This is a genomic window from Stenotrophomonas maltophilia group sp. vghtpe118 (assembly GCF_052605195.1).
The window spans coordinates 1,497,985-1,517,981 of the sequence record NZ_CP199672.1; the positions used below are offsets into that span (position 1 = coordinate 1,497,985).

Genomic DNA, 19,997 nt, shown 5'->3' on the forward strand with positions numbered 1-19,997 from the left:
GCGAGGATCAGAGCAGAACAACATCGAATTGCTCCTGCAGGTACTGCTCGTCCGCCTGGAAGCGGATGCTCTTGCCGAGAAATTCCTCCAGCTCAGCCACCGCCGAGGACTCCTCGTCGGTGATGCGCGCGACCACCTTGGTCGACGCGATGACCAGCAGCCGCGCGGCATCGAACTGGCGCACGGCGCGGGTAATCTCGCGGAAGATCTCGTAGGTCACCGTCTCGGTGGTCTTGATGCTGCCGCGGCCGCTGCACTGCGGGCAGGTTTCCGACAGCTGGCGCTCCAGGCTTTCGACCGTGCGCTTGCGGGTCATTTCCACAAGGCCCAGCGGCGAGAAGTCGTACACCGTGGTCTTGGCATGGTCGCGGGCCAGCGCCTTTTCCAGCGTGCGCAGCACCTGGCGGCGATGCTCTGCATCATCCATATCGATGAAGTCGATGATGATGATGCCGCCCAGGTTGCGCAGCCGCAGCTGACGCGCCACTGCCTGCGCCGCTTCCAGGTTGGTGCGGAACACCGTCTCTTCCAGGTTGCGCTGGCCGAGGAACGAACCGGTATTGACGTCGATGGTGGTCATCGCCTCGGTCTGGTCGATCACCAGGTAGCCACCGGATTTCAACGGCACCTGCTTGTCCAGCGCGCGGCCGATCTCGTCTTCCACGCCGAACATGTCGAAGATCGGGCGGTCGCCGGAATACAGCTCCAGCTTTTCGGCCAGCACCGGCATGTACTTGGCGACGAAGGCCTGCAACTGGCCGAACGTCTCCTTCGAGTCCACCTTCACCTTGTCCACGTCCTTGCGGATCAGGTCGCGCACGGACCGCAGCGGCAGGCTCAGGTCTTCATAGATGATGCTGCACGACGGCGCCTCGCGGCCGCGGCGCTCGACCACGTTCCACACGCGCGACAGGTAGGCGATGTCCTCGGCGATGGCCTCGGCCGGCTGCCCTTCGGCGTTGGTCCGCACGATGTAGCCGTAGCCACCGTGCTGCGCCGACAGTTCGGTCACCAGCGCCTTCAGGCGGGCGCGCTCGGTTTCGTCTTCGATGCGCGCCGACACGCCCACCACCTTGGACTGCGGCAGCAGCACCATGTAGCGCGAGGGAATGCTGATCTGCGTGGTCAGGCGCGCGCCCTTGGTGCCGATCGGGTCCTTCACCACCTGCACCACGATGTCCTGGCCGTCACGCAGCAGCTCGACGATCGGCACGCTGGCCGGCGGTGGCAGGGTGGTGTTCTCGGTGTCGGCGCTGGCCACCGGCGCCGGCCGCACCACGTCGTTGGCGTGCAGGAACGCCGCGCGCTCCAGGCCGACTTCAACGAAGGCGGCCTGCATGCCGGGCATGACCCGCTGCACCTTGCCCTTGTAGATGTTGCCGACCACGCCACGGCGCCAACCGCGCTCGATGTGAAGTTCCTGCAGCATGCCGTTTTCGATCACCGCGACACGGGTCTCGCGCGGGGTCACATTGACCAGGATTTCCTCAGACATCGGCAGCCTCCCTGGCGGCATCGGCAGTGGGGACCGGCACGCCACAGCGCGCCAGAAGACGATCGGTATGCAGCAGCGGCAGCCCCATCACGCCGGAGTAGCTGCCGGAAAGGTGTTCGATCCAGCGTTCGGCCCCACCCTGGATGGCGTAGGCGCCGGCCTTGTCCAGCGGCTCGCCGGTGGCGACATAGGCGGCGATGTCGGCGGCATCGATCGGGGCGAAGGTCACTTCGGAAATGACCAGCTCGCTGTCCAGGCCGCCCGCGCCGACCACCACCACGGCGGTCATCACCTGGTGGGTGCGCCCGGCCAGCCGCGCCAGCATCGCCCGCGCGTCAGCGGCATCGACCGGCTTGCCGAAGACCTCGCCGTCCAGGACCACCTCGGTATCCGAACCAAGCACCCGCGCCTGCGGGTCGTCGGCCAGCACCCGGGCCAGCCCGGCGCGCGCCTTGTCGGCGGCGACCCGGCATACATACTGTTCGGCGCTTTCAGTGGCCGCGCGCTGCTCGACGACCTCCAGGTCAAGGGCCTGGAAGGGGCGTCCGAGTCGGGCCAGCAGCTGGTTGCGTCGGGGGGAGCGGGAAGCAAGATAGAGCATCGGCACAGCATAACCTGACGCCGCCACCTGAATCGTCGGCAACCCGTTACGGAACGCGTACAACCCCGAACAGGCTCACAGCGCGTTCATCGCTACGACACCACCCTCACCGGCACAACAAGGAGATCCCATGCGCCTGACCGCCACCCCGCTGCTGCTTGCCCTGTCCCTCGCCCTTGGAACCTCGATGACTGCTCATGCCGCTCCGTCGTCGCCGTCGATCGCCGCCGCGGCCGAAGGCACCCTGCTGAACATCTCGGCCAACGCCGACGCCACCCGCGTGCCGGACGTCGCCACCCTGTCGGCCGGTGTGGTCACCCAGGCTGCCGACGGCAACAGCGCCATGCGCCAGAACGCCCAGCAGATGGACAAGGTGCTGGCCGCGATCAAGGCCGCCGGCATCGCCGAGCGCGACGTGCAGACCAGCGGCGTCAGCCTCAACCCGCAGTACCGCTATGCCGACAATGAGGCACCGAAGATCACCGGCTACCAGGCCAGCAACACGGTCAGCCTGAAGGTCCGCGACATCGCCAAGCTCGGCAAGGTGCTCGACGCGCTGGCCGCGCAGGGGGCCAACCAGATCAACGGTCCGCAGTTTGAGATCGACCAGCCCGAACCGGTCTATGACGAAGCCCGCCTGGCCGCCCTGAAGAAGGCCCAGGCCCGCGCCCAGACCTATGCCAGATCGCTGGGCCTGCAGGTGCGCCGCATCGTCAGCATCTCTGAAAACAGCAACGGCGGTTTCCGCCCGATGCCGATGATGCGCACCATGGCCGCCGGCGCGGCGATGGACAAGGCTACCCCGGTCGCACCGGGTGAATCGACCGTCTCGGTCAACCTGGACGTGGTGTTCGAACTGGGCCGCTGATCGCGCCCGGCACGGCCGACACAGGCGGGTCCCGCAGGGGCCCGCCTTTTTCGTGTATTCCGGCGGCGTTGGCTGAAGGCCAGCCCAACGCGCATGCCCCTGCCTCTAGGCAGTGGCCGCCATGCCGCGCTACTGATGGACTGCCAGCCGCGTGCGGCAACCCCGCCACGGACCCTGGTGCGTTGAGGACTTCGTCACTGGCATGGAGGTGGACCATGGTTCGTACCTATCCCGTTGCATCCCCGCACTTCGACCCCGCCCGCGTAGCCGCCTGGAGTGCAGCGATCGCCCTGCACCTGCTGGCCTTCCTGTTGCTGCTCATCCCTGCGACCTACCAGGCCGTGCAGGCCCCGCGTGAAAAGACGCCGGTCCGGCTGATCGAGAAGATCCCGCCACCGCCGGCGCCGCCGGTTCCGGTCCCGCCAAAAGAGATCGTCCAGGTGGTACCGAAGCCGCGGACGCAGCCGGTGGTACCGCCACTGCCCGCACCCACCGCGACCGTGGAAGAGACCCAGGGCATCGCATTGCCGGCCGCCGAACCGGCTCCGCCGCAATTGGCGCCCAGCATCGACACCTCCACCCCGTTGGCCGGCGCCCAGCTGCAGTACCGCAGCGCTCCGCCGCCGACCTATCCGATCCAGTCCCTGCGCAACCACGAACAGGGCACGGTGCTGTTGCGGGTGGAAGTGGACACCCGTGGCCAGCCGGTCGCGGTCAGCGTCGAGCGCAGCAGCGGCTCGCGCAACCTGGACCAGGCCGCCCGCCAGCAGGTGCTCAAGCACTGGCGCTTCGAGCCTGCCCAGCGTGACGGCGTGGCGGTTCCGGCCATCGGCATGGTGCCGGTGCAGTTCTCGCTGCCGGACTGAGCGTCCCACCGGCCCGGCCCCGCGCCGGGCCGGCCCCTGCCACTGCCCGACAAATGCGGACATGCCCGGGCCAAGCGTTACTGATTAAGCAAAAATTCACGTCTTCGTCACCTGCTGGAAACCTAGATTGGCGCGTCCCGGTATCGATCCGGCGACAGCCCTCAACGCTACGGTTTTCCAGTTAGGAGAGAAGCTGTGAAACACCCGATCCAACGGCCCGCCAGCCGCCGCCGCACCACCCTGGCATCGTCCATCACCCATATCCTTGCTGGCAGCACCCTGCTGCTGGTCGGCGCCGTGGCTTCTTCCTCAGCCTTTGCACAGGAGCAGGCCACCAACCTCGACCGCATCACGGTCACCGGCTCCAACATCCCGCGCACCAACACCGAGACACCGTCGCCGGTGCAGGTGGTGACCCGCCAGGAAATCGACCGCACCGGCAAGACCACGGTCGCCGAGTACCTGCAGACCCTGACCGCCGACGGCGCAGGCTCCATTCCCAAGACCTTCGGCAACGGCTTCGCCGGTGGCGGCGCCGGCATCTCGCTGCGCGGCCTGGGCGCCGGCTCGACGCTGGTGCTGTTGAACGGCCGCCGCATGGCCACCTACGGCCTGGCCGATGACGGCCAGAAGGTCTTCACCGACCTCAGCACCATCCCGCTCGATGCCGTCGAGCGCGTGGAAGTGCTCAAGGACGGCGCCTCGGCGATCTATGGCTCCGACGCCATCGCCGGCGTCGTCAACATCATCCTGCGCAGCGACTTCCAAGGCGCCATCCTGCGCGGTTCCTACGGCATTTCCGGTGACGGCGATGGCGACGCGAAGAAGGCGACCCTCACTGCCGGCACCGGCGACCTGTCCAGCGATGGCTGGAATGCGTTCTTCAGCCTGGACGTCGGCAAGACCGACGCGATCAAGATCAGCGACCGCAAGAACCGCAAGTGGATCGGCACCGGCGATATCCGGCGCTGGGGTTACGACGCTGCAGACGCGCAGTTCCTGGGCGGTGCCTACCTGTCGGGCGGTACCGCCGGCGGCGTGGGTCCCAATGGCTCGGTGTTCGATGCCACCGGCCATCTGGTTGCCCTGCCGGGCTGCGCCGGGCTGACCACGATTCCCGGGCAGAGTGACGCGACCGCGCAGGCCCAGGGTTGCCTGTGGGATCCGGCGCAGCAGTACCGCGACCTGAGCCCGGAAGAGAAGTACGTGAACGTGTTCGGCCGCGCCAGCTTCGCGTTTGGTGAAGGCGGCGAGGTCTATACCGAGATCGGTTACTCGAAGAAGGAAACGATCTTCAGCAATACGCCATCCGGCGTATCCGGCGGCTGGGGCTACCCTGGCGGCCCGGTCAACGCCAACAGCGGTGCCGGTGCGACCCAGCTGTATGCAGGTCATCCGGACAACCCGCTGCCCACCGCGGCCCGCCTGCGTTACAGCGCGTGGGACGTGGGCCCGCGCGTGACCGACAATACCAATGAGTTCAACCGCTTCCTGGTGGGTGTCAAGGGCAACTGGGGCGACTGGAGCTACGACACCGCCTACCTGCATTCCGGCACCGACCTGGTCAACAAGCGCACGGGTTTCCTGCGTTATGACGCAGTACGCTGCGTGCTGGGCAATCCGGCCTGCCCCTATGGCACCTGGCGCATCGGCGACAATGCCTCGCAGACGCCGCAGTCGGTCTACGATGCCATCAGCCCGACCATCAGCGCGCGTGCCAAGTCGAGCCTGGACATGTTCGACTTCACCATCTCGCGCAGCCTGATGGATCTCAAGGGCGGTCCGCTGGGCCTGGCCTTCGGTACGGAGTGGCGCAAGACGAGCAACAGCCTGACGCCGCAGACCTTCACCGATATCGGCCAGATCATCGGCCTGGGCTACTCGGCCTACGACGGCACGCAGAATGTGTATGCCGGCTACGCCGAACTGTCCGCACCGGTGCTGGAGCAGTTGGAGCTGAGCGCTGCGGTCCGCTACGACAAGTACGAAAGCGGCGAAGGCAAGGCCACGCCGAAGCTGGGCGTGAAGTGGACCCCGGCCGACTGGATCGCACTGCGCGCCAGCTACGCTGAAGGCTTCCGTGCGCCGAACCCGGCCGAGAACGGTGACGGTGGCCTGGCCGCTTTCTCCAACGCCCGCGATCCGGTGCGTTGCGCCATCGACCCGGCCAACGAATGCACCGCGCGCTCAGTGGCGATCATCACGCGGCCGAACAAGGACCTGAAGCCGGAAGAGTCCAAGAGCTACTCGGTGGGCATCGTGCTGCAGCCAACCTCGACCACCTCGCTGACTGTGGATGCGTGGGAAATCAAGCGCACCAACGAAATCGCGCAGGGCAGCACGGCCGACGCCATCGCCGCGGGCAACGTTCTCCGCGATGCCAACAACATCGGCGGAGTCGCCAACAGCGGCACCATCCTGGCCGTCAATACCGCCTACGTGAATGCCAACTCCTCGCGCGTCCGCGGTATCGACACCGACATCCGCCAGACCTTCGACATCGGCCCGGGCCAGCTGGAAATGGACCTGCAGTGGAGCCACGTGCTCAAGTTCGAGCGCACCGAGGGTGATACCACCGTCGACTATGTGGGCACCCACGGCAACTGCGACGTGACCAACTGCATCGGCACGCCGAAGGACCGCATCAACTTCGGCACCACCTGGAAGCAGGGCCCGTGGAGCATCAGCGGCGTGGCCAACTACATCAGCAAGCTGGAGAACAAGGACCGCCGCGGCGGTGACTACCTGGCCTTCTATGAAGACGGCGAGCCGGTAGAGAAGATCTCCTCGTTCACCACCTTCGATCTGTCCGGCCGCTGGAACATCACCGAAGCCTTCGAGCTGAACGCTTCGGTGCAGAACGTGTTCGACCGCATCGCGCCGCTCGACCCGAGCACTTACGGTGCAGTCAATTACAACCCGCTGCACTTCAGTGGTGCGATTGGCCGCTACTTCACTGTCGGCGCCAAGTACACGTTCAAATAATCCCGCTGCTGTGTTTGCTTCGAAGGCCCGGGCTGTTGCCCGGGCCTTCGTCGTTTCCTGGCTGTTCGTTGTCCATGCCGGCTCCCGCACACCCGGCCTTGCAGCCATGTTCACGAGTACATGGCTAGGGTGTGCTCGCGGCATCCGGGCCGCAGGGGATCTCAATGGCCACGACATCGCAACGCCTCGGCCTGCCGGCGTTGACTGCACTGGTAGTCGGCTCGATGGTCGGCGCCGGCATCTTCTCATTGCCGCAGAACGTTGCCCGCAGTGCCGGCCCGGCCGCCGCGATGATCGGCTGGGCGCTGAGCGGTGCGGGCATGCTGATGCTGGCCTTCGTGTTCCAGGCCCTGGCCAACCGCCGTCCGGACCTGGACACCGGCATCTACGCATATGCACGCGAAGGCTTCGGCAACTACATCGGCTTCTCCGCGGCGTGGGGCTACTGGGTCGCTTCGGTACTGGGCAATGCCAGCTTCTTCGTGCTGATCTTCAGCGGCCTGGGCCATTTCATGCCGGTGTTCGGCGAAGGCAACACGCCAGCCGCCGTGGCCGCTTCGTCCGTACTGTTGTGGACCGTCCACCTGCTGGTGCTGCGCGGCCTGCGCACAGCAGCCATCGTCAACGGCCTGGTGACAGTGGCCAAGCTGCTGCCCATCGCACTGTTCCTGGTGCTGGCCGCCGGCGCGTTCCGCATGGAGGTGTTCCGCGCCGACTTCTTCGGCACGCCTGCGCTCGGCGACCTCGGCCAGCAACTGCGCGGCATGATGCTGGTCACCGTGTGGGTGTTCATCGGCATCGAAGGCGCCAGCATCTATTCGCGGCGAGCCGCGCGCCGTGCCGACGTCGGCCGTGCCACGGTGATCGGTTTCCTGGGGGTCTGGCTGCTGCTGGTCCTGGTCAGCCTGCTGTCGATGGGCGTGCTGTCGCAGGCCGAACTGGCCGGGCTGCCCAACCCGTCGATGGCCTACGTGCTGCGCGCCATCGTCGGCGAATGGGGCGCGACGGTGATCATCGCCGGTTCGATCATTTCGGTGCTGGGCGCGCTGCTGGCCTGGGTGCTGCTGTGTGCCGAAGTGCTGTATGCCGCCGCTGGCGACGGCACGATGCCCGCCTTCCTGGGACGCGAGAATGCGCGTGGCGTGCCGGCCATTGCATTGTGGTTGAGCAACGGGCTGATCCAGCTGTTCCTGCTGCTGGTGCTGTTCAATGCGGGCAGCTACACCGGCCTGGTGCTGCTGGCCGCATCGATGAGCCTGGTGCCCTACTTCCTGTCCACCGCGTTCGGCGTGCAACTGGCCTGGCGCGGGCAGTCCTACGCGGGTGAGCCACGCGAGCGCTGGCGCGATTTCGTCGTCGCGCTGCTGGCCAGCGCCTACGCGCTGTGGCTGGTGTATGCCGGCGGCCTGAACAACCTGCTGCTGTCGGTGCTGCTGTACGTGCCCGGCGTTGTTCTGTTTGCGCAGACCCGGCGCCAGCGCGGCGAGCCGGTTTTCACGCGCTGGGAGTGGGCGCTGTTCGGCGCGATCCTGGCAGTAGCGATCGCCACGCTGGCAGCGTTCTGGAAGGGCCGGATCACGCTGTAGCGCCGAGCGCGTGCCCGGCTTGGAGGATGCAGCCGAGCATGGGCTCGCCGCCACAACACGGCAAAAAAAAACCTGCATCTCGCGATGCAGGTTTTGCAAGGTGGCGCCCGAAGTTGGACTCGAACCAACGACCCCCTGATTAACAGTCAAGTGCTCTAACCGGCTGAGCTATTCGGGCAGACGACTAGTATAACCACTCTTCACGCGCGATGGTAGGGGTGATTGGCAATCATTGCGGCAGCCCGATACAGCTGCTCGGCCACCACCAGACGCACCAGCATGTGCGGCAGCGTCAGCGGTCCGATCGACCACTTTTCGTCGGCCAGCGCGGAGACCTCTGGCGAATGCCCTTCCGGGCCACCGATCAGGAACGCCAGGTCCCGGCCCTGCCCGCGCCAATGCTCCAGGCGCTGCGCCAGCTGCTCGGAACTCAACTGCCGCCCCGGCACGTCCAGTGCCACCACGTAAGCGTTCTTCGGCAGCGCGGCGATGACCCGCTTGCCTTCATCCTCGGTGGCACGGCGCGGATCGCGCCCCTTGCCGCGCAGGCCGGGTTCGATTTCCACCAGCTCGAACGGCAGCCAATGCGACAGCCGCTTCTGGTATTCGGCGAACCCCTGCGCGACCCAGCTGGGCGCGCGTTCACCGGTGGCGATCAGGCGGGCTTTCATCAACGGTCCTCCAAAACGTCGACGGCGCCATCGGCGCCGTCGAAGGGATGCGTCAACGTGCGGCTCAGGCCACTTCGTCGTCGCTGGACGGCGGCTGGTCGCCGACGGTCCACAGGCGCTCGAGCGCGTAGAACTCACGCACGCGCGGCAGCATCACGTGGACGATCACGTCGCCCAGATCGACCAGCACCCACTCCGCTTCGCGCTCGCCTTCAACACCCAGCGGCATCACGTCGATGTTCTTGGCGAAGCGCACGACTTCATCGGCAATCGACTTGACGTGGCGGGTCGAAGTGCCCGAAACGACGATCATGTAGTCGGCAACGCTGGACCGGCCGCGCACGTCGATCTCGACCAGGTCCTTGGCCTTCAGGTCTTCGGTGGCTTGGCGGACGCTGGCCAGCAGTTCCGGCACGGACGGCGGCGGGCTGGGCAGATCGACCTTGATGGTCTGGGGCTGGGTCTGGTTGCTCAAAATGGATCGACTCGATAAACGTGGGGGCGATTATACGGGGATGGCGCGGCCGCGCCATTCACGCCGTGGCCGGGCGGTACAGCCCGTGTGCAGCGACATAGTCGGCCACGGCCGGTGGCAGCAGTGCGCGCCAGGGACCGCCAGCGGCAATCTGCGAGCGCACGGCGCTGGCCGATTCCTCGCGCAGTGGGTGGTGCAGGCGCAGGATGCGCCCGGCCGGGCTGGCGAACAGGGCCTGCTCATTGTCGGCCCAGCGCCCTTGCAGGGCGCGCCCCAGCTCGCCATCGATCGACGCCTGCAACGGACTGCCCGGCCGTTCGGCCACCACGAAGTGGGCCAGATCGAACAGGGCCTCCCATTCATGCCAGCCGGACAGCCCCAGCAGGCTGTCGGCGCCCACCAGCCAGGCCAGCGGCCGGCTCGGGCCCAGCTCGCCACGCAGCTCGCGCAGCGTGTCGACGGTGTACGACGGGCGACCGGGGCAGCGGGTGGCACGATCCAGTTCGCGACGGTCCAGCAGCAGCCCCGGCTCGTCGCCGATGGCCAGCGACAACATCGTGCAGCGCTGCTCAGCAGTGGCACCGGGCACCGCGCGGTGCGGCGGATCGGCGGCCGGCAGCATGCGCACGGCGACCTGCAGTTCATCACGGGCCGCACGCGCGATCGCCAGGTGCCCGAGGTGCACCGGATCGAAGGTGCCCCCGTAGTAGATCCGCAGGCTCATCACTCAGGCCCGCACCAGCAGGCGCACGGCACGCGGCTCGGCCACGGCCACCAGCAGGCGTTCCAGCGCCAGCCAGGCGTCGCCGTCAGCGCGCCCCTTGGCAATGCGGTCGACCAGCCCCGCCTCGGCCACGAAGCGCTCCCAGCGCTTGCCTTCCGGGTGCCGCTGCAGCGCGCGCTTGTAAGGCGCCTGCCGCGATTCCCAGATGCCGCGCGATTTCATTTCAGCGGCCAGGTTGCCACCACGCGCCTGCACGCGGGCCAGGCCTGCGCCCGCCAGCAGCTCGCGGATCACGATCGGCATCAATGCGGCCACCGCCTCCCCTTCACCGCGCAGGCCGGCCAGCATGCGCAGCACCGCCGGCGGCTGGCCGGAGAACGTCGCCTCCACCAAGCGGAACACGTCGTAGCGGGCAGCGTCAGCCACCAGCGACTCCATCCGTTCCACATCCAACGGCTGGCCGTCGGCCAACAGCGCCAGCTTGTCGATTTCCTGGGCGGCGGCCAGCAGGTTGCCCTCCACCCGCTCGGCCAGGCGCTGCACGGCAGCCGGGTCGGCACGCAGGCCCTTGCCGCGCAGGCGGCGCTCGATCCAGTCCGGCAGTTCATGCGGCTTGATCGCCCATGCCACCGACAGCACGCCGATGCGGTTGACCGCCTCGGCCCACTTGCCCTGGTGGGCCTTGCTCCATTCATTGGCGGTGATCATCAACACCACGTCCGGCGCCGGGTTGGCGCAGAACTGGCTGATCACCTCGGCGCCCTCCTTGCCCGGCTTGCCGCTGGGCAGGCGCACCTCGACCAGGCGGCGGGCGCTGAACAGGCTGGGCGCATTGAAACTGGCGTCAAGCTGGTTCCAGTCGAAATCACGCCCGTCGGCGTCGAACACTTCGCGTTCGCCGATGCCCGAGGCGCGCGCACGCGCGCGGATGGCATCTGCGGCCTCCAGCACGCGCAGTGTTTCCGGGCCTGCGATCAGGTATACCGGCGCCAACGCCGTGTCAGCGCCCTGGCTGGCCAGCTGCTCCGGACGCAGTTCCATCGTCGCTGCCGCTCAGTGCTTGACGGCGGCGGCCGGCTCTGCCGGCACCGCGCCCTCGATCGGCTTGGCCTTCGGCGCGGACAGGCTGCCCCCCTTCTCGATCTCGGCGCGGACCACGCTGTCGATACGGCGGATGATCGAGGCGGACATTTCCCGGCGCAGCTCCGTGGCCAGGATTTCGCGTTCGGTGGTGGTGCCGGTGGCGTCGGTCGGCGGCGACACGTAGTCGCGCGACAGTTCGATCACCTGCTGCGGCACCAGTTCGCTGCCATCCTCGCGGCGGAAGATGAAGATCACCGCATAGCGCAGGCTGTACTCCTGCGCACGACCTTGCGAGTCGATGGCGATCGGGAGGTCACCCCAGCGCTCGGACAACACCTGCAGCTGGGTACTGGGTTCCTTGCTGTCCTCATCGGCCAGCCTGGCACCGGAGGCCAGCAGGCTGCGATTGAGCAGCTTGACCAGTTCACTGTACGGGGCGGTGGAGACCACCTTCACCGGGGCGGTGTCGGTCGGCAGCATCAGCTTGTTGCGCAGATGGAAGCCGCAGCCGGCAAGGCCGAGGACAAGAACGAGGGCAAGCAGGATTCGGGTCATGGAGACAGTCTGGCGGAGCCGGGCGATCACGGCAACACACAGCGTGCCCGAAGCCGCGTGAATGCAGGGCCATCAAGCACCCGGCCCTGCTTCTGGAAAGGCACCGGCCACCGCGCGGGTGGCCGGTGCGAGGTACATCAGGCGGCGACGATGTTCACGATCTTGCCCGGGACGATGATGATCTTGCGCACCGTCAGGCCTTCCATGAACCTGGCCGCGTTGGGCTCGGCCAGCGCCAGCGCCTCGACCTGCTCGCGCGCGGCATCGGCCGCCACCTCGATGGTGCCGCGCAGCTTGCCGTTGACCTGCACCGCCAGGGTCAGCGCATCGCGTACCAGCGCACTGCTGTCGGCCTGCGGGAACGGCTGGTCTTCCAGCAGCGTCTCGCCATGGCCAAGCACCTGCCAGAGGGCGTGGCTGGCATGCGGCGTGATCGGGTTCAGCAGCAGCACGACGGCCTGCAGCGCTTCCTGGCGCACCGCGCGGCCCTGCTCGCTGTCGTCCTCGAACCTGGCCAGCGCGTTCATCAGCTCCATCACCGCTGCGATGGCGGTATTGAAGCTGTGGCGGCGGCCGTAGTCGTCACCGACCTTGCCGATGGTTTCATGGGTCTTGCGGCGCAGCGCCTTCTGGTTGGCATCCAGTGCTGCAACGTCCAGCGCCGGGGCGGCACCGTCGGCAGCATGCTTCTGCACCTGGGCCCACAGGCGGCGCAGGAAGCGCGCCATGCCGTCCACGCCGGCCTCGTTCCACTCCAGCGACTGCTCCGGCGGCGCGGCGAACATCGAGAACAGGCGCACGGTGTCGGCGCCGTACTTGCCGACCATCGCCTGCGGGTCCACGCCGTTGTTCTTCGACTTGGACATCTTCTCGGTGCCACCGACCACCACCGGCTGGCCGTCGGCGATCAGGGTGGCGCCGGTGATGCGGCCGCGCTCGTCACGCTGCACTTCCACATCGGCCGGGTTGATCCAGTCCTTCGAACCGTCCGGATTCGGGCGGTAGTAGGTCTCGGCGATCACCATGCCCTGGCACAGCAGGTTGCGCGCCGGCTCGTTGCTGTCCACCATCCGCGCGTCGCGCAGCAGCTTGTGATAGAAGCGGAAATACATCAGGTGCAGGATCGCGTGCTCGATGCCACCGATGTACTGGTCGACCGGCAGCCAGTAGTTGCCGCGCTTGTCGACGGCGTCACGGGCACCCGGCGAGGTGTAGCGGGCGTAGTACCAGCTCGACTCCATGAAGGTGTCGAAGGTGTCGGTCTCGCGCTCGGCGGCGCCACCGCATTCCGGGCAGGTGGTCTTGCGCCATTCCGGGTCGGTCTTGATCGGCGAACCGGTCCCGGAGAACGCCACGTCCTCCGGCAGTACCACCGGCAGCTGCTCCTCCGGCACCGGCACCGCACCGCACTTGGCGCAGTAGATCACCGGAATCGGGCAACCCCAGTAGCGCTGGCGGCTCACGCCCCAGTCGCGCAGGCGGTAGTTGACGCGGCGCTGGCCCTGGGCCTTGCGCTCGAAACGTTCGGCCAGCGCTTCGAACGCGCCCTGGAAGTCCAAGCCGTCGAATTCGGCCGAGTTGACCAGTTCGAAGGCACGGTTCTTGTCGCTGTACCAGTCCTGCCAGCGGCTGCCGTCCCAGTTGCGTTCTTCTTCAGTGCGCGGGTCCTTCAGCGCGATGACCTGCTTGATCGGCAGGCCGTACTTGTTGGCCACTTCATTGTCGCGCTGGTCATGGCCCGGCACCGCCATCACCGCACCGGTGCCGTAGCCCATCAGCACGAAATTGGCGACCCACACCGGGACCGGCTCGCCGGTGACCGGGTGCAGCGCGCGCAGGCCGGTGTCCATGCCGCGCTTTTCCTGGGTCTCCAGCTCGGCCTCGGATACACCGCCCTGCTTCAGGTCGGCCAGCATCGCGGCCAGTTCCGGGTTGTTCTTCGCTGCGTGCAGCGCCAGTGGGTGTTCGGCGGCGATCGACACGAAGGTCACGCCCATCACCGTGTCCGGGCGGGTGGTGAACACGCGCAGCGGATCCAGCACGCCACCATCGACGTCGCGCACGTCGAACTGGATTTCCAGGCCCTCCGAGCGGCCGATCCAGTTGCGTTGCATGGTCTTGACCGATTCCGGCCAGCCATCCAGCTCGTCCAGGCCATCCAGCAGTTCCTGGGCGTAGTCGGTGATGCGCAGGAACCACTGCGGGATCTCACGCTTCTCCACCAGCGCACCGGAGCGCCAGCCGCGGCCGTCGATGACCTGCTCGTTGGCCAGCACGGTCTGGTCGACCGGGTCCCAGTTCACCACCGCGTTGCGGCGATAGGCCAGGCCCTTGCGCATCAGGCGGGTGAACATGCGCTGCTCGTGGACGTAATAGTCCGGACGGCAGGTGGCGAACTCGCGCGACCAGTCGATGGCATAGCCCAGCGATTTCAGCTGGCTGCGCATGTGGTCGATGTTCTTGTAGGTCCACGCCGCCGGCGCGGTCTTGTTCTTGATCGCGGCGTTTTCCGCCGGCAGGCCGAACGCGTCCCAGCCCATCGGCTGCAGCACGTTGTGGCCGGTCATGCGCTTGTAGCGGCTGATCACGTCGCCAATCGTGTAATTGCGCACGTGGCCCATGTGCAGCGCACCGGACGGGTACGGAAGCATCGACAGGCAGTAGTACTTCGGCTTGTCCGAGGTCTCGTCGACCTCGAAGGCACGGGTGGCGTCCCAGTACTGCTGGGCGGCGGATTCAACCTGCTGCGGGTCGTAGGCGTTGGTTTCAGCGCTGGTCATGGAACACGCGGATGCGGCGGCAAAGCGGTACAGCGTACCGCAGTGCGGCAAACGTCTCCAATCCTGCCTGCTGGGGGTGGGCGCCGCGATGCCCCGGGAGCCGTCTCAGCGTTGGCGCGACAGCGGCAGTGCGGTGGCCAGCCAGGCCACCCAGCAGGCGAACGCCAGCCGTTGTGCCAGCGGCGCCGGCAGGACGCCCTGCAGGGCAAACGCGGCCACCGCAGCCAGCATGCCGCAGCCCAGGGCCAAGGCGCCCAGGGCGCGGCCATGCGCCTGACGCAGCTGTGTCGTGCCCAGCAACAGGGTTCCGGCGACGAAGCCCAGCACCCAGATCATCCAGGCACTGGCATGCAGCTGGCTGGCCGGCCCATGCAGATCGTCCACGTCCAGCGGCAGCAAGCCCATCGCGGCAAAGCCCAGGCCAGCCAGCAGCAGCATCTGGCTGCCGACCCTCGATGCCCAGCCGGCAGTGGCGGGCAGGCTGCGGCGCAGGCGCTCAGCCACCACCGCGGCGAGCACGCCGGGCAGCACAAATCCAAGCAGATTGAAGGCCAGCGCATGCGGTACACCCCGCGCACCCAGCAGCGCCACCGGGTGGCGCGCCTGTGCATAACCCTCCAGGCCGGCACCGAAGCCAGACACAGCCAGGACGAACACGACTGCAGCAAGCAGTCCCAACCAACGATCAAGCCGGACCATGGACATTGCGCGCAGTCACCCGGAAAAGAATGGATCAGCGCATTGTCGCGGCAGCGACGCGGTGCGCCAAGCGCGCGACCGAGGCCGGGTGCTTCCGGCGCACCGCGACCACTACGCCGGTCAGCTCCGGAAAGCGGGTGATCCACGAGCTGTACTGCGTGCCACGCCCCCGAGGCCGTCGCGCGCGATGTGATGGCAGGGTTGAGACGGACATCGATCGTCACCATAGAATCGGTCTCCAGATGCCAAGCGATGCTTTCCCCATGACCGAGACGACCTACGTATTCGACGCCACCACTGCGACCTTCGAGGCCGAAGTCCTGCAGAAGTCGCTGCAGACGCCGGTGCTGGTCGACTTCTGGGCCACCTGGTGCGGGCCGTGCAAGACCCTCGGCCCGATGCTGGAAAAGCTGGCTGCCGAGTACAACGGTGCGTTCGAGCTGGCCAAGGTCGATGTCGACAAGGAACAGCAGATCGCTGCGGCCTTCCAGATCCGCTCGGTGCCGACCGTGTTCCTGGTCAAGGGCGGCCAGCTGGTGGACGGCTTCCCCGGCGCCATTCCGGAAGGCCAGCTGCGTGAGTTCCTGGCCCAGCACGGCATCGTACCGGCCGATGTGGGCGATGCTGTCCCCGAAGATGACACCCCGCTGGATCCGCAGGCGCAGGTCGATGTGCTGCGTGCGCAGATCGCCGCCGAGCCGGACAAGGATGAACTGAAGCTCGACCTGGCCCTGGCCCTGCTGCAGATCGGTGGCGTGGACGAGGCAGGCACCCTGATCGACGGCCTGCCTGCCAACCTGGCCACCGACGACCGCGCCGTGCGTGCCCGCGCCCGCCTGGCCTTCGCCGCCGCGCTGAAGGATGCACCGGCCGCCGAGGTACTGGACGCACGCATCGCCGCTGACGGCAAGGACCTCAAGGCCCGCCACCTGCGCGGCGTGCAACTGCTGCTCGGCGGTCATGACGAGGCCGCGCTGGCCCAGTTCCTGGAAATGCTGCGGATCGACCGCGGATTCGAGGAAGGCCTGCCGCGCAAGGCGCTGATCGACGCCTTCAATGTGATCTCCGACGAGGATCTGGTCGGCCAGTACCGCCGCAGGATGGCGTCGCTGCTGTTCTGAACGGGAACCCGCTCCGTTCAGAATCCCTGCACTGAACGCGGGCAATAATGCCCGCGCTGGTGGCCACGCGGTCGCCACGATCCGTTCGGGGGGATGAGGTCGGGGCCATGGGGTCTTGCAGCTGCACCCCCGCATTGCCGGGATTGCAAACTGTGACCGTCGTCCGCTCTCTGTCGTTCGCCATGCATTTAACGGGCGCTCTGCTCTGCGCCCTCTTCCTGATGCCCGCCATTGCCGGCGCCCAGGACTGGAACTACCGGGTCCGGCCCGGCGATACCCTGTGGGACCTGGGCGGGCTCTACCTGAAGCCCTCGGTACGCTGGCAGCAGCTGCAGCAGCACAACCGCATCGACAACCCCTACCAGTTGCCGCCGGGCCAGCTGCTGCGCTTCCCGATCAGCTGGCTGCGCACCGAACCGGCGCCGGCCCGGGTGCTGTCCGTGCGCGGCAAGGTCGCGCTGGCAGGCGCCGATGGCACGGCGACCCGCGCGCTCCAGGCCGGCGAACAGCTGCATATCGGTGACACCGTGGAGACCGAAGGCGATTCCAGCATCACCCTGGAATTCGCCGATGCCTCGCGCCTGCAGCTGCGCGAGTACTCGCGCCTGCGCCTGGACCAGCTGAGCCGTTACGGCCACACCGGCATGGTCGACACCCGACTGCGCCTGCAGCAGGGGCGAGCCAGCAACCGGGTGACGCCGGCGCGCGGCCCCGCCTCGCGTTACATCATCGATGCGCCCACCGCGACCAGCAGCGTGCGCGGCACGGTGTTCCGGGTCAGCGCCGGGGATAACGGGCACGTCGGTGCCACCGAGGTCCTGCAGGGCAAGGTGCAGGTCGGCAACTCCCATGGCCAGCGCCTGGTCCGGCCGGGCCAGGCGACCCGCAGCAGCAGTGCCGATGCGGCGCCCGCTGCGGTCTCCGCACTGCTGCCGGCGCCGGCGCTGCGCAATGACGCGCTGCGCCTGGCGCCGCTGCCGACCGTGCTTGCCTGGGAACCGGTCAATGGCGCCGATCATTACCGGGTGGAAGTGGTGCAGGCGGCAACGCCGGAGATCCTGCTGTTCGCCGCCACCACCGCCGACACCCGGCTGGCGATCGGCGATCTGCCGCCTGGCCAACTGCGCATCCTGTTGCGCGCGGTCGACGCCCAGGGGGTCGAAGGCCTGGATGCCAGCGCCGATTTCGAGCTCGGTGACCAGCCACCACCGCCGCTGACCGTATCGCCGCTGCATGGGCAGACGATCAACAGCGACCGCCCGCGTTTCCGCTGGAGCCAGGCCCCCGGTGCGCGCAGCAGCGTCCTGCAGATCGCCACCGAACCCAGCTTCCTGCAGCCCCTGCAGGAGCAGGCCACCCATGCGACCGACCTGCGCCTGGCGCAACCGCTGCCGCCCGGCCAGTACTACTGGCGCGTGGCCTCGCGCGATGGCGAAGGCCGACAGGGCCGCTATGGCCAGGCGTTGCCGCTGCAGCTGAGCAACGAACCGGTGGACCCGGCCCTGCAACCACCCGAGGCCGCACACGGCGAGCTGACGCTGCGCTGGCAGGCCGGCAGCGAGGGCCAGCGCTACCGGGTGCAGGTGGATCGCCGCGGCGACTTCCAGGCACCGCTGGTCGACGAAACCGTGGACCAGCCGCAGGTGAGCTTCAAGCGCCCGTGGAGCGGCACCCTGCATGTACGCGTGCAGTACATCGACGATGACGGCCACGCCAGCGCGTTCTCGCCTGCCCAGCAGGTCCCGCTGCCGTGCCGCCTGTGCTACGGCGCGGGTGGCGGTGCCCTGCTGCTCTGGTTGTTGTTGTGAGGCGCTCGCCGCTGCCATGGTCGAAGCGGATCCTGCTGGCCCTGCTGGCCGGCGTGCTGACCATCGTGGCCAGCCAGGGACAATGGCTGTGGCGGCAGGACGAGGCGGCCTATGACGCGCTGGTCGGCAACTGGGATTACCGCCCCGATCCCAGCGTGCTGATCGTCGCCATCGACGAAGGGAGCCTGCAGCGCATTGGCCAGTGGCCCTGGCCCCGCTCGGTGCATGCACGCCTGCTTGACCGCCTGACCGATGCCGGCGCCGAACGCGTCGCGCTGGACCTGATGCTGTCCGAACCGGATCGCCGTGACAGCCGACAGGATGATCAACTGGCGGCCGCCATCCGACGCAATGGCCGGGTGGTGCTGCCGGTGCTGGCCGCACCGGCGGCCGGCGACCGCATGGCCGAGGAGATGCTGCCGATCCCACAGATCGCTGCCAGTGCTGCCGCCATCGGCCACACCGATGTCGAGGTGGATGGCGACGGCGTCGCCCGTGGCGTCTATCTGCACGCAGGTATCGGCCAGCCGCACTGGCCGGCACTGGGCCTGGCACTGGCCGACCTGCCTGCCGGTGCCGTACGCGGCCTGCCCGATCCCGACCCGGAACTGGGCTCGCCCTATCAATGGCGTCGCGACGATTACGTTCGCGTGCGCTACGCCGGCCCCCCCGAGCGGCTGCCGCAGGTGTCCTATGCGGACGTTCTCGATGGCCACGTGGACATGGCGATGCTGCATGGCCGCCGCATCGTAGTTGGCATGACGGCCAGCGGCATCGCGCCCCGCCTGCTGACCCCGACCACCCGCGAGTTCTGGATGAGCGGCAGCGAGTACCAGGCCAACATCACCTCGATGCTGCTGCAGCACAGGCAGATCGATGTTCTACCGCATGCCTGGCAGCACGCCATCAGCGGTGTGCTGGTGGCGCTGTGCGTGATCCTGCTCGGCCTGCGCCTGCCCTGGCTGGTCGCGCTGTGTTCGTTGCCGATGCCTGCCCTGCTGAGCTGGCTGCTGCTGCGCACGAGTGACCTGTGGTGGGCGCCGGCCAGCGCGATGCTGGGCGTGACGCTGGCACTGCTGGTCTGGGCGGTGTGGCGGATCTCGGCCTGGCACCGCCAGGCCAACCGCGACGCCCTTACCGGCCTGGGCAACCGCCTCCGCTTCGAGCAGTCGCTGCAGCAGGAATGTGATGCAGCGCGGCGCAGCGGCAAGCCATTGAGCCTGGCGCTGATCGACGTCGACCACTTCAAGCGCCATAACGATCGCCACGGGCACCAGGTCGGCGACCGCGTGCTGCGTGATGTCGCCCGCCTGATCGGCGCCCATGCGCGCCGCCCGCGCGACATGGCGGCACGCTACGGTGGCGACGAATTCGCGCTGGTGCTGCCGGATACACCGGCCGAGGGCGCACGCCAGGTGATCGAGGACCTGATTGCCTGCGTGCGCGCCTTGCCGGCGCCGGGCGATGGCAGCGACGGTACCGTCACGCTCACCATCGGCGTATTCACCCGCGTGCCCGACGGCGAACTGCAGCCCCACCATTTCGTGGAAGGCGCCGACACCGCCCTTTATCAGGCCAAGGCCAACGGCCGCGACGGGTACATGATCGACGGCCCATGAGGCAGGACATGCACGCCGCCGTAGGACACACGCCCGGGGTGCAACATACGCATGCGAATGG

17 protein-coding genes and 1 tRNA gene are annotated in these 19,997 nt (G+C 67.7%); 7 read left to right on the plus strand and 11 right to left on the minus strand.

Translation table 11 applies throughout. The features are described from left to right. Window positions 1-7: 7 nt before the first annotated feature. Both rng and ACUDTM_RS07040 read right to left on the minus strand, forming a co-directional pair. A complete protein-coding gene (gene rng / locus ACUDTM_RS07035; RefSeq protein WP_005418079.1) occupies window positions 8-1,495 on the minus strand; it encodes a ribonuclease G in 1,488 nt (495 codons plus the stop codon). Next, complete coding sequence (locus tag ACUDTM_RS07040; RefSeq protein WP_065179231.1) at window positions 1,488-2,096, minus strand: Maf family nucleotide pyrophosphatase; 609 nt, start codon at window positions 2,094-2,096, stop codon at window positions 1,488-1,490. Before ACUDTM_RS07040 ends, rng begins: the two co-directional genes overlap by 8 nt. 130 nt (window positions 2,097-2,226) lie before the next feature. Between ACUDTM_RS07040 and ACUDTM_RS07045 the strand changes: the two genes are divergently transcribed. The 4 genes from ACUDTM_RS07045 (at window position 2,227) to arcD (ending at window position 8,401) form a co-directional block, all read left to right on the plus strand. Then, window positions 2,227-2,964 (plus strand): SIMPL domain-containing protein, encoded by a 738-nt coding sequence (locus ACUDTM_RS07045; RefSeq protein WP_072168531.1) that lies wholly within the window; start codon window positions 2,227-2,229, stop codon window positions 2,962-2,964. A gap of 215 nt (window positions 2,965-3,179) precedes the next feature. After that, window positions 3,180-3,830 (plus strand): energy transducer TonB, encoded by a 651-nt coding sequence (locus ACUDTM_RS07050; RefSeq protein WP_072168532.1) that lies wholly within the window; start codon window positions 3,180-3,182, stop codon window positions 3,828-3,830. Between the two features lie 195 nt (window positions 3,831-4,025). Continuing rightward, on the plus strand, window positions 4,026-6,815 hold the full coding sequence (locus ACUDTM_RS07055) for a TonB-dependent receptor (protein WP_061479655.1): 2,790 nt from the start codon (window positions 4,026-4,028) through the stop codon (window positions 6,813-6,815). 164 nt (window positions 6,816-6,979) lie between these two features. Further along, window positions 6,980-8,401 (plus strand): arginine-ornithine antiporter, encoded by a 1,422-nt coding sequence (gene arcD, locus ACUDTM_RS07060; RefSeq protein WP_445391225.1) that lies wholly within the window; start codon window positions 6,980-6,982, stop codon window positions 8,399-8,401. Window positions 8,402-8,502: 101 nt separating this feature from the next. Here arcD and ACUDTM_RS07065 read toward each other — a convergent pair. From ACUDTM_RS07065 to ACUDTM_RS07105, 9 genes are all read right to left on the minus strand, one after another. Next, window positions 8,503-8,579 (minus strand) — tRNA-Asn (locus ACUDTM_RS07065). Window positions 8,580-8,601: 22 nt separating this feature from the next. After that, window positions 8,602-9,072 carry a 23S rRNA (pseudouridine(1915)-N(3))-methyltransferase RlmH gene (gene rlmH / locus ACUDTM_RS07070; RefSeq protein WP_005418108.1) on the minus strand — a complete coding sequence of 157 codons (471 nt, stop codon included), beginning with the start codon at window positions 9,070-9,072 and terminating at the stop codon, window positions 8,602-8,604. A 64-nt stretch (window positions 9,073-9,136) separates the two neighbouring features. Then, a complete protein-coding gene (gene rsfS, locus ACUDTM_RS07075) occupies window positions 9,137-9,547 on the minus strand; it encodes a ribosome silencing factor (protein ID WP_005418109.1) in 411 nt (136 codons plus the stop codon). Between the two features lie 58 nt (window positions 9,548-9,605). Further along, window positions 9,606-10,271: a nicotinate-nucleotide adenylyltransferase gene (gene nadD / locus ACUDTM_RS07080; protein ID WP_069139612.1), complete on the minus strand. Its 666-nt coding sequence runs from the start codon at window positions 10,269-10,271 to the stop codon at window positions 9,606-9,608. A 3-nt stretch (window positions 10,272-10,274) separates the two neighbouring features. Continuing rightward, window positions 10,275-11,312, minus strand: coding sequence for a DNA polymerase III subunit delta (holA, locus tag ACUDTM_RS07085; protein ID WP_072168535.1), 1,038 nt, complete (start codon window positions 11,310-11,312; stop codon window positions 10,275-10,277). A 12-nt stretch (window positions 11,313-11,324) separates the two neighbouring features. After that, window positions 11,325-11,909, minus strand: a complete 585-nt coding sequence (locus ACUDTM_RS07090) for an LPS-assembly lipoprotein LptE (protein WP_005418114.1) — start codon at window positions 11,907-11,909, stop codon at window positions 11,325-11,327. Window positions 11,910-12,046: 137 nt separating this feature from the next. Continuing rightward, the gene (gene leuS / locus ACUDTM_RS07095) at window positions 12,047-14,689 is read right to left on the minus strand and encodes a leucine--tRNA ligase (protein ID WP_072168545.1); all 2,643 of its coding nucleotides are present in this window, start codon (window positions 14,687-14,689) and stop codon (window positions 12,047-12,049) included. 105 nt (window positions 14,690-14,794) lie between these two features. After that, the gene (locus ACUDTM_RS07100; RefSeq protein ID WP_072168536.1) at window positions 14,795-15,394 is read right to left on the minus strand and encodes a DUF998 domain-containing protein; all 600 of its coding nucleotides are present in this window, start codon (window positions 15,392-15,394) and stop codon (window positions 14,795-14,797) included. A gap of 28 nt (window positions 15,395-15,422) precedes the next feature. Beyond that, window positions 15,423-15,602, minus strand: a complete 180-nt coding sequence (locus ACUDTM_RS07105; RefSeq protein WP_141653594.1) for a hypothetical protein — start codon at window positions 15,600-15,602, stop codon at window positions 15,423-15,425. Window positions 15,603-15,651: 49 nt separating this feature from the next. On the opposite strand from ACUDTM_RS07105, the gene trxA reads away from it, so the two are divergent. The 3 genes from trxA to ACUDTM_RS07120 all read left to right on the plus strand — a co-directional run bounded on the left by trxA (window position 15,652) and on the right by ACUDTM_RS07120 (window position 19,936). After that, window positions 15,652-16,509 (plus strand): thioredoxin, encoded by an 858-nt coding sequence (gene trxA / locus ACUDTM_RS07110; protein WP_069139614.1) that lies wholly within the window; start codon window positions 15,652-15,654, stop codon window positions 16,507-16,509. A gap of 107 nt (window positions 16,510-16,616) precedes the next feature. Then, window positions 16,617-18,317, plus strand: a complete 1,701-nt coding sequence (locus tag ACUDTM_RS07115; protein ID WP_343236035.1) for a FecR family protein — start codon at window positions 16,617-16,619, stop codon at window positions 18,315-18,317. Continuing rightward, window positions 18,314-19,936 (plus strand): CHASE2 domain-containing protein, encoded by a 1,623-nt coding sequence (locus ACUDTM_RS07120; RefSeq protein ID WP_445391226.1) that lies wholly within the window; start codon window positions 18,314-18,316, stop codon window positions 19,934-19,936. Before ACUDTM_RS07115 ends, ACUDTM_RS07120 begins: the two co-directional genes overlap by 4 nt. The last annotated feature ends 61 nt before the right edge of the window (window positions 19,937-19,997 follow it).

Excerpts from the sequence above, each read along its gene's own strand:
- rlmH (WP_005418108.1), bottom strand. The coding sequence starts at position 9,072 with ATGAAAGCCCGCCTGATCGCCACCGGTGAACGCGCGCCCAGCTGGGTC.
- leuS (WP_072168545.1), bottom strand. The coding sequence starts at position 14,689 with ATGACCAGCGCTGAAACCAACGCCTACGACCCGCAGCAGGTTGAATCC.
- ACUDTM_RS07050 (WP_072168532.1), top strand. The coding sequence starts at position 3,180 with ATGGTTCGTACCTATCCCGTTGCATCCCCGCACTTCGACCCCGCCCGC.
- ACUDTM_RS07040 (WP_065179231.1), bottom strand. The coding sequence starts at position 2,096 with ATGCTCTATCTTGCTTCCCGCTCCCCCCGACGCAACCAGCTGCTGGCC.
- nadD (WP_069139612.1), bottom strand. The coding sequence starts at position 10,271 with ATGAGCCTGCGGATCTACTACGGGGGCACCTTCGATCCGGTGCACCTC.
- ACUDTM_RS07045 (WP_072168531.1), top strand. The coding sequence starts at position 2,227 with ATGCGCCTGACCGCCACCCCGCTGCTGCTTGCCCTGTCCCTCGCCCTT.
- holA (WP_072168535.1), bottom strand. The coding sequence starts at position 11,312 with ATGGAACTGCGTCCGGAGCAGCTGGCCAGCCAGGGCGCTGACACGGCG.
- ACUDTM_RS07100 (WP_072168536.1), bottom strand. The coding sequence starts at position 15,394 with ATGTCCATGGTCCGGCTTGATCGTTGGTTGGGACTGCTTGCTGCAGTC.
- ACUDTM_RS07105 (WP_141653594.1), bottom strand. The coding sequence starts at position 15,602 with ATGTCCGTCTCAACCCTGCCATCACATCGCGCGCGACGGCCTCGGGGG.
- ACUDTM_RS07090 (WP_005418114.1), bottom strand. The coding sequence starts at position 11,909 with ATGACCCGAATCCTGCTTGCCCTCGTTCTTGTCCTCGGCCTTGCCGGC.
- arcD (WP_445391225.1), top strand. The coding sequence starts at position 6,980 with ATGGCCACGACATCGCAACGCCTCGGCCTGCCGGCGTTGACTGCACTG.
- ACUDTM_RS07115 (WP_343236035.1), top strand. The coding sequence starts at position 16,617 with ATGGGGTCTTGCAGCTGCACCCCCGCATTGCCGGGATTGCAAACTGTG.
- rng (WP_005418079.1), bottom strand. The coding sequence starts at position 1,495 with ATGTCTGAGGAAATCCTGGTCAATGTGACCCCGCGCGAGACCCGTGTC.
- trxA (WP_069139614.1), top strand. The coding sequence starts at position 15,652 with ATGACCGAGACGACCTACGTATTCGACGCCACCACTGCGACCTTCGAG.